A 16714-nucleotide genomic window follows, 5' to 3' on the forward strand; every position below is an offset into this window, starting at 1 on the left:
GAGAGATGGTCATGAGCGAAAAGCTGTCGATCTCGGGGGTATTCAACTTAACGCCGATGCAAGAGGGAATGTTGTTCCATTCCTATTTAAATCCGGAGTCTTCGGCCTATTTTGAACAGTTTTCCTGTACCGTCTCGGGACAGCTGGATGTTGGATTGCTGGAAAGAAGTTTTAACGCGCTTATCGAGAAGTACGATGTGTTAAGGCTGAATTTTCTGCATGAAAATATGAAAAACCCGAAACAGATTGTATTTAAAAAACGGGTCATGTCCGTCTTTTACGAAAATTTGTCCCATTTGGGCGAAGCGGAGCGGGAGCGGTATATCCAGCGTTTCATTCAGGCGGATCAGAAGAAAGACTTTGATTTGGCCAAGGATTTGCTGCTCCGCGCAGCCGTACTGCAAACGGATGATCGGCGATATAAGCTGATTTGGAGCTATCACCATATTATTATGGACGGTTGGTGCTTGAAGACGATCGTTCAGGAGTTGTTCGAGGTGTACAAGGCACTGAGCCGGGGCCAATCCTTGTCTTTGGAGGAGGCTCCTCCCTTCTCCAGATACATCCAGTGGCTGGATCGGCAAAACCGCGAGGAAGCCCGTTCCTACTGGGCCGATTATTTACGAAGCTACGACTCCGAGATCGAACTGCCATCCTTCGGCATAAGAAGCCGGTGTGATCGGGATCGCGGCTTCGTTCAGGTCGATCGCAGCTATAAAATAAGCGAGGAGACGGCTCTAAGACTGGAGCAATTGGCCATAACCCATCAAGTTACCTTGAATACCGTACTCCAATCGGCGTGGGCTCTGCTATTGGGACGTTATAACGGAACCGAGGATGTGGTCTTCGGTTCCGTCACCTCCGGTCGGCCGGCCGAAGTGGAGGGAGTGGAGGACATGGTCGGGCTGTTTATCAATACGGTTCCGATCCGGATTTCCTTCCAGGGCCATCAGCCGTTCTCTTCATTAATTCAACAAGTGCAGCAATCCTCCCTGGAGACGCAAAACTACGATTTTTACCCGCTCGCGGAAATTCAATCCCTTACATTCAAGAAGCACAATCTGATTCAACATATTTATGCGTTTCAAAACTATCCGGTCAGCGCGGATTCGCAGGACGACATGGACAGCCCCTTCACGATGACCGACCTGGAGGACTTCGAGCAGACGCATTATGATTTCAACCTGATCCTGATGCCGAACGACGGGCTCGAGGTCAAATTCAAGTACAATGCTTCCCGTTATGAGGAAGCCGCGATGGACCGTTTGTTCCGGCATTTCGAGCAGGTACTGACACAGATCAGCCGCAAGGCGGACGCGGCGATCCGGGATATATCTATCCTCACGGACGAGGAGCAAAAGCAAATCCTGCACCAATTCAACAACACGGCAGGCGAGTACCCGCGCGATCAAACCGTGGTGCAATTGTTCGAGCGTCAGGCCGAACGGATCCCCGGACAGACGGCTGTCGTCAGCCCCAATATTAGACTTACGTACGGGGAGTTAAACGCACGAGCCGACCGGCTTGCATCCCGATTGAGAAGCAGAGGGGTCGGTCCGGACAGGATCGTGGGTATCATCGGCGATCGGTCCGTGGAAACGGTGGTGGGCATGCTGGGCATTTTGAAAGCCGGCGGCGCTTATCTGCCCCTCGATCCGGAATATCCGGATGACCGCATCGCGTACATGCTGAGCGACAGTCAGGCGAAGTGGATCGTCTCGCCGAAGTGTTATGCCGACAAGCAGGCGGACGGAGTGGAGATGATTCTTCTCGAGCAAACGGAAGAAGAGTCTTCCTTGGACCCTCGTCAGCCGGATCAAGGTCTAGCTTGTACGGAGGCAGGGAATCCGACGCCCGGAAACTTGGCTTACGTCATGTACACGTCCGGTTCAACGGGGCGTCCTAAAGGGGTAATGATCCAACATCAGAATGTGGTGCGGCTTGTCCGGAACACGGACTACGTTCCCTTTCAACCCGGGGGGCGCATCCTGCAGACGGGAGCTCCCGTATTCGACGCCTGCACGTTTGAAATATGGGGCGCGCTGCTGAACGGCCTGGAGCTTTATATTATCGACAAAACCGCGATCCTGGATCCGCAGCGGCTGGGTGAAGCGCTTCGCGAATACGAAATCACGACGATGTGGCTGACCTCCCCGCTGTTTAATCAACTGGCCCAACTGCAGCCGGACCTGTTCGAGCCGCTTCGTCATCTGATTGTCGGGGGAGACGCTCTTTCACCCAAGCATATCAAAAGGGTCGCCGAGCACTGTTCAGAGACGACGATCATCAACGGATACGGGCCGACGGAGAATACGACGTTCTCCTGCTGCCATACGATCCGCTCGCTGGAGGATGCTCGCATCCCGATCGGCGGCCCGATCGCCCATTCCACGGCATATATCGTCGACCTCTACGGACAGTTATGCCCCGTCGGGGTTCCGGGAGAACTATGGGTTGGCGGCGACGGAGTCGCTCGCGGATACATCAACAATGAGGCTTTAACTGCGGAGAAGTTCATCGCCAGCCCTTTCGCGGAAGGAGAGCGCATTTATCGAACGGGGGATACCGCCAGCTGGCTCCCGGAAGGGACGATTGATTTCATCGGCCGGATGGACCATCAGGTGAAGATCAGGGGGTTCCGCATTGAAACCGGGGAAGTCGAAAGCCGGATCCAGATGCATCGGGGCGTGAAGGAAGCCGTGGTTACTGTATGGGATAAAGGGGAAGGCAACAAATCGCTGTGCGCTTATCTGGTCGGGGAGAATGGGCTGGGTGCGGACGAAATGAAGCGATATCTGTCAAACCACCTTCCCGAGTACATGATTCCAGCCCACTGGGTGTTTCTGGATTCGCTCCCGTTGACGTCGAACGGCAAAGTCAACCGGCAGGCGCTGCCCGAACCGGAGGAACACGCCGCATATTCCGGGAATTCCTTTATTGCGCCTCGGACCGAGACCGAGCGGAAATTGGCGGAGATCTGGGAGTTGGTGTTGGATCTGCCCGCCGTCGGCGCAAACGATCATTTCTTTGAACTCGGCGGTCATTCTTTGTCGGCGCTAAAGCTGGTTACGGAAGTGAAGAAACAGTTCCAAATTCAACTGCCGCTGGCGGAGATCTTCCAGGCGCCGGTGCTCGCCGACATGGCTGTAAGGCTCGGCGGCAATCGACAAGCGGATTATGCCGCGATCGAGCCCGCCCCAACCGCGGAGTTTTACCCGGTATCCTCCGCGCAGAAACGGCTGTTTATTTTGAATGGGATGGCGGGGATGGACACCGCTTATAATATGCCTTTTGTCATGCGGCTCGAAGGGAAACTAGACGTCGACCGGCTGGAACGGGCGTTTCAAACGTTGATTGCCCGCCATGAAGCGCTGCGCACCTCCTTTGCCTTCCATCAGGGCGAGCCGGTTCAACGGGTGCACGAGAGCGTGCCGTTTGCCGTAACACGTTTGCAGGTAAAGCCGGATCAGAAACCGGAGGACCTGGTCGATTCCTTCGTTACTCCGTTCGATCTCGGGGCGGCGCCGTTGCTTCGGGTCGGGTTTGCTCAACTTCAGGAAGAACAGCATGCGTTGATCTTTGATATCCACCACATCGCGGCTGACGGAGCATCCATCGGCGTCATTGTGAAGGAGCTCAGTGAGCTGTACAACGGTCTCGGCAAGGAAGACGGAGCGGCCGTACAGACTGTCCGGAAGGCTCCGCGGATTCAATATAAAGATTTTGCCGTCTGGCAAAACGGGCTGTCTGCTTCCGGGGCGCTGCAGGAGCAGGAGCGGTACTGGCTCGAACAATTCGCCGGTGAGCTTCCCGTGCTTCATTTCCCGACCGACTACCCGCGGCCGCAAATTCAGAATTTCGAAGGCGCGTTTATTTCCGAGGAAATTGACGAAGAGCTGGCGTCCCGGTTGAAACAGCTGGCGAGTGAAACGGGAGCCACTTTGTACATGGTTCTGCTCGCCGCTTACGGCATATTGTTGTCGAAATATTCCACCCAGGAAGATATCGTTATCGGTTCACCGACAGCTGGCAGGCCGCACGCGGATGTGCTTCATACGGTCGGTATGTTTGTCAATACGCTGGCTTTGCGCGTCAAGCCGGAAGCGGAAATGCCGTTTGACCGTTTTCTGGGTGAAGTGAAGCAAACGGCGCTCCAAGCTTTTGAACATCAAGAATATCAGTATGAAGATCTGGTCGAGAAGCTTGGGCTAAAACGCGATTTAAGCCGCAATCCTTTGTTCGATACGGTGTTTACGCTGCAGAATCTCGACATCGAAGAGGTTGCCTTTGACGGGCTTGCCGCCCGCTCTTCCTCCTGGGACGGCCGCATGTCCAAGTTTGATCTGACGGTGACGGTCGTGGACAAGGGGCAAGGAATGATCGTGGATGCGGAATACGCGGCTAGGCTATTCAAAGCTTCAACGATCACGCGGCTGCTGAAGCATTATGTTGAGGTTTTGCGTGCGATTGCGGCGAACCGGAAGATTCCGTTGGCGGAGATCGAATGGCTGCCGCAGGAGGAAAGGCGGCAGGTTCTAGAGCAGTTTAATGGTTCCAAGAAAAAAATCGCGGTAAACCGCACTGTACACGAGTGTTTTACCGAACAGGCGAAGCGGACCCCGGACCATACGGCGGTCGTATTCAAAGATCAGCGTTTGACTTACCGGGAATTGGACCTGAAGGCCGACCGTCTTGCGTCTCTCCTTCGGGCCAACGGCGTCAAGCCGGGGCAAATTACGGCCATCCTGGTGGAACATTCCGCCGAGATGATCGTGGCGGTGCTTGCGGTGCTGAAAACGGGCGGGGCGTATCTCCCGATTGACCACGAGTATCCGGCCGAACGCATCGCTTATATGTTGGAGGACAGCGGGGCGGGGCTGCTGCTCACCAAAAACCGGCTGTTGCAGCCCAAAGACTGGAACATAGCTATCCCCAAGGTCGATCTGGGGGATGCGCTGGCGCTGCGGGAGCCTTATTCCTTACAAGAACCGCTGCTGGCGCCGGTTCCCGGTTCCGCCTCCGATTTGGCGTATATCATCTATACCTCGGGGTCGACCGGGAAACCGAAAGGCGTAATGATCGAGCACCGCTCCCTGATGAATATGACGGAGTGGTACCGGACTTACTACAGGTTGACGGCGGAGGATAGATGCACCAAATACGCCGGATTCGGGTTTGACGCCTCGGTGTGGGAAATATTCCCGCCGCTGCTGTCCGGCGGAGAACTGCACGTTATTCCGGAGGAGATCCGGTACGACGTGCCGCGGCTCGCGGATTATTTCGAGAGAACCGGCGTCACCGTCAGCTTCCTGCCCACGGCCATCTGCGAACAGTTTATCCAGCTTGGGAGCGGTTCGCTGCGCGTCTTGATTACCGGAGGGGACAAGCTGAAGTCCTACCGTCCCGGATCCTATGAGCTTGTGAACAACTACGGGCCTACGGAGAATACGATCGTCACCACGGCCTTTAAGGTGGACGGCCATTACGACAATATTCCGATCGGCAAACCGATTGACAATGTTCGGGTTTATATTCTGGACGTCCATAACAAGCTGCTTCCGATCGGGGTTCCCGGAGAGCTGTGCATCGCCGGAGACAGCCTGGCCCGGGGGTATTTGAACCGGCCGGAGCTCACGGCGGAGAAGTTTACGGCGGATCCTTTCTATCCGGGCGAAAGAATGTACAGAACCGGGGACCTGGCGAGATGGCTGCCGGACGGCAATCTGGAATACTTGGGCCGCCTGGATGAACAGGTCAAAATCCGCGGCTATCGCATTGAATTGGGCGAAATCGAGAAGGTGCTCCTGAAGCAGGAGGGAATCGGGGAAGCGGTTGTCGCGGTCGTAATGAATCCGAAGCAGGAAAAGGAACTATGCGCCTATTTCACAACGTTGCGGGAATGGACCGTTCGCGAAGTTCGCGAAGGCTTGGCTCGGGAGCTGCCGGAATATATGATTCCGGTCCACTACGTCGCTTTGGACAGCATCCCGCTAACCTCCAACGGAAAAATCGATCGCCGCGCGCTGCCTCAGCCCGACTTTACCGCCGCGCCAGGGGATCATGATGTGCCGCCCCGCAGCGAAACCGAACGGAAACTTGCCGGGCTGTGGTCGGATGTATTGGGGGTCACCGGCATCGGGGCATTCAGCCATTTCTTCGAGTTGGGCGGGCACTCGCTGAAGGCGGCAACGCTTGCGGCGCATATCCAGGAAAGCCTGCGCGTCGATTTTCCGTTGAGCGGGGTGTTTCATCACCCGACGCTGGAACGAATGGCGGCGGCCGTGGACGCGATGGAGCCGATGGGCTACAGCTCGATTGCACGCGTTCCGGAACAGGCGTATTATCCGGTTTCGTCCGCGCAGAAACGCTTGCTGATTCTGAATGAGCTGGAGGGGGCTGGAACGGCTTACAATATGCCATTTGCCTTGCAGTTGTCGGGGAGTCTGGACCGCTCGCGGCTGCAGCAGGCGTTTATCGGTTTAATTCGCCGACATGAGGCTTTCAGGACGTCGTTCCACATCCGCGCAGGGGAATTGGTACAGAAGGTGCATTCAGAGGTTCCCTTCGCCATTCAGAACCTGGAAATCCCGGACGATCCCCAGTTTATTCGGGAAGCTCTGCGGCAATTCGTGCAGCCGTTCGATTTACAAGCGGCCCCGCTGATCCGCGTAGGACTGGCGAAGCTCCGGCATGACAAGCATATTCTGATGATCGACATCCATCATATCGTTTCCGACGGAGCATCGATCCGCCTTCTGGTTGAAGAGTTAGGCCTGTTGTACCGTGGTGAAACGGCGGATGCGAAGCCAGAGCGGATTGAATACAAGGATTACGCGGCATGGCAATTCGATATGCTCCGGACGGAAGCCTACGCGAAGCAAGAGAAGTATTGGCTGGAACGGTTCGCCGGTGAATTGCCGGTTCTGAATCTGCCTACGGATGAACCGCGGCCGCAACTCCAAAGCTTTGAGGGGGACGCCCTCTCCCTGGAAATCGACAGCGATTTAAGCGTCCGGATTCTGGATGCCGCCGCCCGGACGGGAACCACAATGTACATGTTCCTCCTGGCGGCATATCACATTCTGCTCTCGAAATACGCAAATCAGGAGGATATTATCGTAGGCACCCCGACCGCGGGCCGGGCGCATAAAGAACTGGAAAACGTCATAGGCATGTTCGTCAATACGCTCGCGATCCGCACGCAACCCGAGGGGAACAAGCCGTTTCTCGCCTATTTGGAAGAGGTCAAAGAGCTTTCCCTGGAGGCGTTTGAGCATCAACAGGTTCAATACGAGGATCTGCTCGAGAAGCTGAATCTTCAACGGGATATCAGCCGCAATCCGCTGTTTGACACCATGTTCGCGGTGGACAACGTCGGTGTGGGGGAAATCCGGCTCGAAGGACTGGTTATAGAGCCTTACCCGTTCGACAACGGCGCGTCCAAGTTCGACTTGATGGTAACGGCGGCCGAGGAGGGGACGCGAATCCGCCTGGATGTCGAATATGCCCGCAGGTTGTTCAGGAAAGACACGGTGGAGCGGATGATGGCCCATTACCTCCAGATCCTGCGTACCGTTACGGCGAACTTGGAGATCAGGCTGTCGCAGATCAGCATGCTGCTCCAGGAAGAACGCCGCCGGATTGTGGTTGATTTTAACAACACCAAGACGGTGTACCCCCGCCAAACGATTCACGAGCTGTTCGAGGAACAGGCCAGCCGTCATTCGAAACGAATCGCGCTCGTTTGCGACGGGACGGAGCTGACTTACGCCGAGCTCAACGCCAAGGCCAACCAGCTTGCGCGAACGCTTCGCGCCAAAGGGGTCGGCCCGGATCGCGTCGTGGCGATCATGGGCGATCGCACCCTGGAGATGATCATCGGGATGCTGGCAATCCTGAAGGCGGGAGGCGCTTATCTTCCGATCGATCCCGACCATCCGAAAGAGCGGGTGGAGTATTTCTTCCGGAACAGCGGAGCCCGCTGGCTCCTCGCCCGAAGCTGTTATGCGGACCGCGCTGTTCAAGAAGCGGAAGTCGTCGTAGTGGATCATCGGCAGTTGGATGACTACAGCGCTCCGAATCTTTGGCATGAGACCGGCGCCAACCACCTTGCATATGTGATGTATACATCGGGGTCCACCGGAATGCCCAAGGGGGTCATGGTCGAGCATCTCGGCGTGGCCAGATTGGTCAAAAATACGAATTATGTGCGGTTTACGAAAGAGGACCGCGTTTTGCAAACGGCGGCCCCGGTATTCGATGTCAGCGTGTTTGATATTTGGGGGGCGCTGTTGAACGGAGCCAGACTGTACCTGGTCGACAAATTTACGCTGCTGGATCCGGAGCATCTGGAAACGGCGCTGCGTAAGCACCATATTACGGCCTTATGGTTGACATCGCCGCTGTTTACCCAGTTTGCCCAGCATAATCCGGATATGTTTAGCTCCGTCAGTTACTTAATCGTCGGCGGAGATGTCCTCTCTCCGAAACATATTCAGTTGGTCAGAGAGCATGCCGAGCATCTGATTCTGGTGAACGGATACGGGCCTACGGAGAATACGACGTTCTCCTGCTGCTTCACGATCGAGCGAGCTTACGAGAAAAGCGTGCCGATCGGTCCCCCGATCAGCAATTCAACGGCCTACATCGTCGATAAATACGGCAATTTGAATCCGGTCGGAGTTCCCGGGGAACTCTGGGTCGGTGGAGACGGGGTCGCCCGGGGATATATAAACAATGAAGCCTTAACGGCGCAAAAATTCATCCCCAATCCTTTTGTTCCGGGAGATCGGGTTTACCGGACCGGAGATGCGGCGAAATGGCTTCCGGACGGAACGATCGAGTTTATCGGAAGACTGGATCATCAGGTGAAGATCCGGGGGTTCCGGGTGGAAATCGGCGAGATTGAAAACCTGCTTCTCGGTCACCCGTCGGTCAAAGAGACGGTCGTGCTGGTAAAGGATCAAGGGGATGTGTCAAATAAGTTCCTATGCGCCTATGTTTCGGCCGAGGTGGAATTGACCGGTCCGGCTCTTAAGGAGTATCTGGCCCGGCTGCTGCCCGACTATATGATCCCCTCCGTCTTCGTCTTCATGGAGCAGCTCCCGCTGAATGTAAACGGCAAAGTCGATCGCAAGGCGCTCCCCGAGCCGGAATACGACGGGAACGAGGTGGAGTACACGCCGCCGAGAGACGGGGTTGAGGCCACAATCGTCCAGGTCTGGTCGGAAATTTTGGGGATCGACCGCATTAGCGTCCACAGCAACTTCTTTGAGTTAGGCGGACATTCGTTAAAAGCGATGCAAATGGTGACGAGGCTGGCTGATCTTGGCTGGAAGCTGAGTATCAACCAGGTTTTCGCCCATCAAACTCCGGCGGAATTGGCGGCTTACGGAATACGGTCAAACCGTGCGGTAATGTCCGGGGATCGGGATCGCATCGCGGATGTCCGGGCGGCGGAGCAATGGCTTGGCGCAGAGTTGGGGCGGTCCTGCCAATGGCGGACGTATTCCGTTGAAGAAAAGGAGTATCAAGTCGTTCACATCGACGGGCTGGACGAAACCCTGAAGCACGAAGCGGAGCGACTGATCGTCAGCCTGATTGATGAGCGCCTGCATCCGCATTACATTGCGGAGGCCGAGGATCGGGCTGCCCAAACCCTGAACCTGAGCATGAGCCGGGAAGCATGGATGGAACGAATGAATTTACGGCAAACGGCAGGCCCGGCTTGGGTAGCTAACCGGCTGGAATCCATCGCCAGGATGCAGGCCGAGTACGCCAAGGGAATTACGGACCAACGGGTAGTTAGGGATTACAAAATTTCACCGTCCCAAATGTATCATTTCCAACATAAAGACGTCTCGGGAACGATGGTGAAGTGGAACAAGGCCATTCAGCCGGAATTGCTGAGTGAGGCGCTGCAGCAAATTGTATCTTTAGAGGAGGTGATGCGAAGCGTATTTGTGGAGGCGGCGAATGCCGGAGAAGGATTTTGGCGGCTGCACGAGGGTCCGGAACGGCTTGAATTGCCGTGGATGGATATTTCCCATTTCGAACCCGGCACGCAGCGCGGTATTCTCAAGTCCCTGATGGACAAGTTCTTTATCGAGCCTTACACAAGCCGGGATCCCTTGATGTACCGGGTATTGCTGGTCAAGCAGAACGTAAAGGAATATATCCTGCTGCTTCCGTTTTCCCACACGATCTTTGATTATATGAGCAATGAGGTACTTCGAAATCGGGTCATCGAACGGTATGAGCTGCTGAGCCAAGGGAAAAGCGCCGAAACGGGAAAAACGCATGCGATGTTTACGGACTTTATCGAACGGATCTGCAGAGGGCCGGAAGGGTTAGCGGCGGAGCGCTTCAATGCGCTGTTTGACATTCCGTCCTTCGTTGTGGCGGCCAAAGAGGTGGCTGTTAGTATGCGGCTGCGGAATATCGGCGATGGAGAGTCGTTAAATACGACCGTCGTTAACCATTCCATAAGCATAGATTCACAAGCGGGTTCCGCCCATGAGGCCGAAGACATATGGATAACAGCCCTGGGGATCTTTGCGAGGTTCTTCGGTTCTTATTTCAATATGAAGCGGATTCCGATGTGGATGACGCACTTCGGCAGACAGTACGGGGATCAATCTTTCTATGAGCTCGTGGGCGAGTGCGTCGATTATATCCCGGTGCTGCTGGACTGTGAAGTGGACATGGACAAGCAGGCCGAGGCGATCAAACAGAAACTGAAGCTGGTTTCCGATCATAACATCCATTTTGCGAATTTGCTGTATAACGAGTCGAGCGATCCGGGTTTCACCGACGCGGGCATCCGTTTGGCCGCTGCCCATCATGAGATGCCTGTCAATTTCAATTATCTTGGGGAGCTTGGAGAGGATACGGAATTGGACTACCTGGACGGGGACGGTGTGAACTGCGATGATCCGAATCGGATTCTCTTTATGGCCTGGCACAGGGCAGACCAGATTTGCGTATCGCTGATCCTTCCTGTCGCGGAGGATTCGAACAAGGTGCGGAACATGCTTGATGAGGCCGCCGGAAAACAAATGAAGGGTTATACTCTGCACGACTGAAAGGTGTTAACCATATGAGAGATTCCAAAAACATTGTAATCTTCAGTCTCAGCAGGCTTATTACTGAGCTGGGGACATCCATTTTTCGCTTTGCGCTTAGTCTGTACATTTTAGATCTCACCGGATCATCGAGTATGTTCGCGCTTGTATTGAGTTTTACCTATATTCCCGGCATCATCGTCAATATGGTCGCAGGTGTCCTCGTCGACCGCAGCCGCAGCAAAAAACGGATATTGGTCATTTCCGATTTCCTGTGCGGAATTTCCATTCTGCTGCTCATGTTCATGTTTCATTTTTATCATGACAGCATTTGGCTGTTCGTCGTTTACGCCGTGATCCTAAGCGCACTCCAAGCGCTGTTTACCCTGACGATTAACTCGTCCATTCCGAATATCGTGGCCCCTGAGCGGGTGGCGACGGTCAACTCCAGCACGCAAAGCATCGGTGCCCTAATCGGGATATTAGGGCCGGTGCTGGGGGCGGCGGCTTACAGTCAATTCGGGTTGGAGCGGATTTTTTTGATCGAGGGGGCCGCGTTCATACTATCCGGGTTTCTTAATTTGATGCTGCGGTTCTCGTCCCGCAAAGCCGAGAGCGAGGAGTCGAAGCCTTATTTCGAAAGCTTGAAGGAGGTTTACGGATATATTCGGCAGCGCGCTGCAATCAAGTATTTGCTGATGATCTTCGTCTTTATCAACTTTGTGATCGGGCCTGCGGTTTCCCTGATCCTGCCGTTTATCGTTTATCAGGCGCTGGATATGTCTCCGCAGCAGTTATCCTTTATCGAAGCGGCTCTGGCGGTCGGCGTCATTATTGGAGCCATTCTCGTGTCGCTGCCGGCGGTAAACCGGTTTATCACCAACAAAATATTCATTCTCATCCAGTGCCAAGCTTTAATGATCATCCTGTGGATGTTTCCGGAATGGTCGATTTTCGAAAAGAGTGCGACAGCGCTGCTTATGGCCGGTTTTATGATCGTCTTGTCGTTTACCGGGGCCTTGAACACGATGGGAAATATCCCCATGCTCTCTTATGTTCAGCTTTATATCCCCGAGCGGATCAGAGCCAGTATTTTAGGGGTAGTGAGCACGGTAACGACGATCGCTGTGCCCGTCGGGATGTGGGTTTACGGAGCTCTTCTGGAGATCGTGGACTGGTACTACATTACGGTGATATCGGGCGTCGGAATGCTTGCGGTCGGCATATTGGCCCACCGCAACCGGGACTTGAGGGAGTTTTTTACCCAAGGCAAGGAGCCGGAGCCCATTAGGGTTGTGGAAGCACACGAAGCCTGACATTTCATAGAACGGAAAAAACCGAGGAGGAATGAAAAATGAAAGCATTCGAAGTCCTGGAGTCCAACGTTAGGTCTTATTGCAGAAGCTTCCCGGTCATCTTTGATAAAGCGAAGGGCGATCAATTGTATTCGGAGACGGGGGAGAGCTATATCGATTTCTTTGCGGGCGCGGGCGCACTTAATTACGGACATAACAACGAATACATGAAGGCCAAAATTTTGGAGTATGTCTCCCAAGACCGGATTATGCATGGACTCGATATGTATACCAAGGCAAAGGAAGACTTTATTCTCTCGTTCTCGGAGCATATTCTCCAGCCACGAGCCCTGGACTATAAACTGCAATTTTGCGGACCTACGGGGACAAACGCGGTCGAGGCCGCATTGAAGCTGGCTCGAAAGGTCAAGGGCAGAACCGGCGTCTTTGCCTTTATGGGCGGATTCCACGGGATGTCCCTGGGGAGCCTGTCCATCACCAGCAGCAATTCGATGCGGGAAAGTGCGGGACTTCCGCTTAGCCACGTTACTTTTATTCCTTACGAAGCGTCGGTTGAAGGCTTGGATACGATCCGTTACATGGAGCGGCTTCTGACGGATACGCATTCCGGGACGGCCAAACCCGCGGCGATTATTCTGGAAACCGTTCAGGCGGAGGGCGGGATCAATGTGGCCGGAATCGAGTGGCTCCAAAACCTGCGCCAGCTTTGCGACGACCACGATATCCTGTTGATTGTCGACGACATTCAGGTCGGCTGCGGCAGAACCGGCCCGTTTTTCTCCTTTGAACGTGCGGGAATCGTGCCCGATATCGTCATTTTGTCCAAATCGATTAGCGGGTACGGATTGCCGATGTCTTTGCTGCTGATCAGACCGGAGCTGGATATTTGGAGTCCGGGAGAGCATAACGGGACATTCCGGGGCAATCAATTGGCCTTCGTTACGGCCAAAGCCGCGCTGGAATTCAGAGCGGCGGAGAGGCTCGGGGAGCAGGTTCGGGAGAAGGAGGCCTTTGTCGCCCAATATTTGAAAAATGAAATCGAACCGCTGGCCCCCGGTATTTATATCCGCGGCATCGGATTGATTTGGGGAATTGACGTCGCAGTGCTGGGCGAGGAGGCGGCAGGGGAGATTGCCAGAAATTGCTTTAAGGACGGCCTCATTCTGGAAAGAGCCGGCCGGAATGATACGGTGATCAAGATTATGCCTCCGCTGACGATCAGTATGGATAATTTGAAGCGCGGGTGCGAGACGATCAAAGAGTCGATCAGCAAAGCTTGTTATTCGTATAGCCTTTAAGCAGCGAGAGCCGGGGTCCACTGGACCCCGGCTTGTTACTTTTGTGACGTTGGCGGGAAGCATCGTACGATGGCGGAACCGGTCCTTATGGCATGCGCCGGGAAAATCTGTTAAAACAGAGAAGGAGGCTAGTTTGACAAGACAGACAGGATAGGAGATGTACATACGATGATGACAAAATTCGGGCGGATGGTTTCCATTTTGGCTCTGGCCGCTTTGGTCGGCTGTTCCAAAGCGGCTCCGGGCAACAATGCGAACGTCGGCGCTCAGGCGAACGCAGAACCGGTGCAGAGGACGGAGGCGCCTTTGCCGAACGGTGCGGAAGCCAAGGAAGGAGCGGGCGAACCCGACTCCACCCCGCTGTTCAAAAAATTCATTAAAGAGAAGGGGCTTGGGGCAAACCTGGAATTGTTCTTTTTTGAAAAGGAGGATTTGGACCGGGATGGGCTGGAAGAGGCGGTAGTGGCCTACGGCCCTTCCGAGGACGATTTGACAGATATCTATGTGCTCAAAAACCGGGACGGCCAAATTGTCCAGTTGGGGGACAACCTGAATTCGGGCGGTTACAGCGTCGAAGAAATCAAGCTCATTCAATTGGAGGGGAGGGAAGACAAAGTAATCTTCCTGGGGCTTACCAACTGGGCCAGCATGACCGGTTTCAGCTTGTTCGATTTGGAAGGGGGCATTCCGGAAAATATCGCCTACAGCGCCTCGGCAACCGGTGCCGGCGAGGATGTCTTATTGGACACCGACAATAACGGCCGTTTCGACTGTTATGAGCAGCGCCGCTATAGCTATGACGTATTATATTATGAAGTAACCCGCACTTATAAGCTCCAAAAAGGGGAGTTTATACATGCCGATACGTCCGTGAATTTGCCCGATTATCCGGCGAGTCCGGAGGAAGTTGTCGAGGAATATTTGGCCTTAGGCATAATCGACGAGCAGCCGCCGCAGAATGTTGCCTCGCGCCGGGCGGAGCTGTGCCGGTACTGCAGCAAGAACCCCGACAAGGCCGGGCCTCAAGTGGATTACAGCGTTATGCAAAACTTGATATTGGACCTGGAGGAGGAAGGGAGCGCCTTGGACGTGAAAGAGGACGACACGGACGCGACCGCCACACTGAAATGGAAGGATGAGAACGGGAGACAGCATAAGGCTGCTTTCCGATTGACTAAGGAAGGAACCGGGGACAGCGGGAAGTGGACCATTACCGATATTTCATCAAGTTAAAAGGCGGCCGACGGATCGGCGTGATATAATAACCTTTAATAACTTTTCAGGGGGCATTCATTTGAGAGGATACAATGTTTGGCGACCGGTGATGCTGATTCTGGTTGCGTTGCTGACGAATTCGCTCGTAAGCAATCTGTGCCTGCTGTTCGGTCTGGCGCCCGAGATGGCCAAAAACATCGGTTTTATCGCCATGATGATTGCCGCCATCGTGATGTATATGCGGATGACGAAGCAGCGGCGCAAATAGATCGGGAAATCTTGTTAAGTTGAAGGAGACTCGTCAAGGGCATGAAAATGAAATGGCACTGGGCTATCATTTATCTGGTAGGATTCTTTTTTCTGCTCGTTTTTTTCCCGAGTAATAACACACCACCTGTTGATCGCAACGAAGAGGATAGACCGATTGCGCAAGGCGACAATCTTTTGCGTGAGCGGGATTTTGAACAGGCGGTCGAGGTGTATGCCGAGGTTCTTCGCATGGACCCGGAAAACCTGCAGACCCGGGAGAAGAAGGAACAGGCCGAGGAGATTATGCATTTGACCGCCGACCTGATCCGGGAAGGGAATGCGGCTTTTAAGAAGAATCGATTGGATGAAGCCCTGGAGTTATTTGAACGGGCCAAGGAACTGGCGCCTCATACACCGAACGAAAGTTACCAAAGACTTTTGGGGGTTTTGGAGACCAGGCAAATCAAGGAGTTCTACGGAGATATGCTGGAGCTGGATGCCGAATGGGAACAGATTAAGGAAGAGTTAAAAAAGGGCGGGACGCTTTCATCAAAAAAGATATCCGAGTCGATCGCCGCGATGCACCCGTTAGCCCAAAAATATTCCGCCGGCAACAAGCGCTTGCCGAACGAACCCGTAACTCCCGAAGGAATCCGATTGTATGAGAAATATCAAGAGATGGAAGAACAACATGATACCGAATTCATCATTTACCGAATCATTCCCGAAATTGATTTAGATGTTTTTGAGGAAGACGTAGATAAGTACGTAGAAAATGTGAAGAAGAATATACAGGCTTTTGGGTTGGATTACCAGCCGGAAAAAGGGGAGCTTAATTATAAAGAACTGTTTTACATTAGGCATCCCGAACTTAAGAGATATCAGTAAATTCAAGCGGCTGCCCCGAAAGAGGCAGCCGCTTTTTAAGTATCCGCCCGCCAATCGCTGATCAAGATAGTTTGAAATCCCATTCAATCAGCGGAGTATGGCGGGTTGCTATAAGCAAATCCAGAGAGTATTTGCTGGTGAGCGCCGCCAGGTCGGCCGGGGAAGCGGAAAAATAAGCCCCGGCAATACAAGCGGCATGGAATTCACTCCAGTTCACGTACATTTTTTGCACAACCTCAGCGATTTGCGTACTGAAGGAACGAGCGGATTTTCGAGTCATGAATTTGACACGGACCCCCATCCGAAATATGGCTACCATTAGCGCATAGTCATAGGCAGCGATATGGGAGGGTGCCAATACATCCATGAAGGTATGGACACAATACAGCCTGGACTTATTCTTATGTTCCTCCCCCACCGTTTCCATATATTGTTGACGTGCAGGATGAGATAGAGTGGAAAGCAGCCGGGCATAGTTGTTAAAGTCATGCCGATAACCCTTATGGTGCAGCCAGTTCAGAAAGTGATCGAAGGTTTCTTCATTTTTAATGCCATGAAGGAGCATGAAGTCGGTGATCGCTTGAGAGGGGCATGTTTGGATATGGCGATAGCTATCTATCCCTTTATTGAAAGAAAGTCCAGTATTAAACAGCGTATAAGTCATAGAATCGTAAAATGATAATCT

At 53.7% G+C, this 16714-nt stretch carries 7 protein-coding genes; 6 read left to right on the forward strand and 1 reads right to left on the reverse strand.

All coding sequences use genetic code 11. The annotated features are described in order from the left end of the window. Positions 1-11 precede the first annotated feature (11 nt). From V4U88_RS21825 to V4U88_RS21850, 6 genes are all read left to right on the forward strand, one after another. The gene (locus tag V4U88_RS21825) at positions 12-11084 is read left to right on the forward strand and encodes an amino acid adenylation domain-containing protein (RefSeq protein ID WP_334075372.1); all 11073 of its coding nucleotides are present in this window, start codon (positions 12-14) and stop codon (positions 11082-11084) included. 14 nt (positions 11085-11098) lie between these two features. Next, positions 11099-12379 (forward strand): MFS transporter, encoded by a 1281-nt coding sequence (locus V4U88_RS21830; RefSeq protein ID WP_334075373.1) that lies wholly within the window; start codon positions 11099-11101, stop codon positions 12377-12379. A 38-nt stretch (positions 12380-12417) separates the two neighbouring features. Continuing rightward, the gene (ectB, locus tag V4U88_RS21835; RefSeq protein WP_334075374.1) at positions 12418-13677 is read left to right on the forward strand and encodes a diaminobutyrate--2-oxoglutarate transaminase; all 1260 of its coding nucleotides are present in this window, start codon (positions 12418-12420) and stop codon (positions 13675-13677) included. A gap of 168 nt (positions 13678-13845) precedes the next feature. After that, complete coding sequence (locus V4U88_RS21840; protein ID WP_334075375.1) at positions 13846-14910, forward strand: hypothetical protein; 1065 nt, start codon at positions 13846-13848, stop codon at positions 14908-14910. A gap of 61 nt (positions 14911-14971) precedes the next feature. Next, positions 14972-15160 carry a hypothetical protein gene (locus tag V4U88_RS21845; RefSeq protein WP_334075376.1) on the forward strand — a complete coding sequence of 63 codons (189 nt, stop codon included), beginning with the start codon at positions 14972-14974 and terminating at the stop codon, positions 15158-15160. Positions 15161-15201: 41 nt separating this feature from the next. Beyond that, the gene (locus tag V4U88_RS21850) at positions 15202-16029 is read left to right on the forward strand and encodes a tetratricopeptide repeat protein (protein WP_334075377.1); all 828 of its coding nucleotides are present in this window, start codon (positions 15202-15204) and stop codon (positions 16027-16029) included. Between the two features lie 61 nt (positions 16030-16090). Here V4U88_RS21850 and V4U88_RS21855 read toward each other — a convergent pair whose 3' ends face one another. Next, the gene (locus V4U88_RS21855; RefSeq protein ID WP_334075378.1) at positions 16091-16693 is read right to left on the reverse strand and encodes a DUF1266 domain-containing protein; all 603 of its coding nucleotides are present in this window, start codon (positions 16691-16693) and stop codon (positions 16091-16093) included. Positions 16694-16714: the final 21 nt, after the last annotated feature.

The organism is Paenibacillus sp. A14, from assembly GCF_036864815.1.
Classification (GTDB): Bacteria; Bacillota; Bacilli; order Paenibacillales; family Paenibacillaceae; genus Fontibacillus; species Fontibacillus sanfengchensis.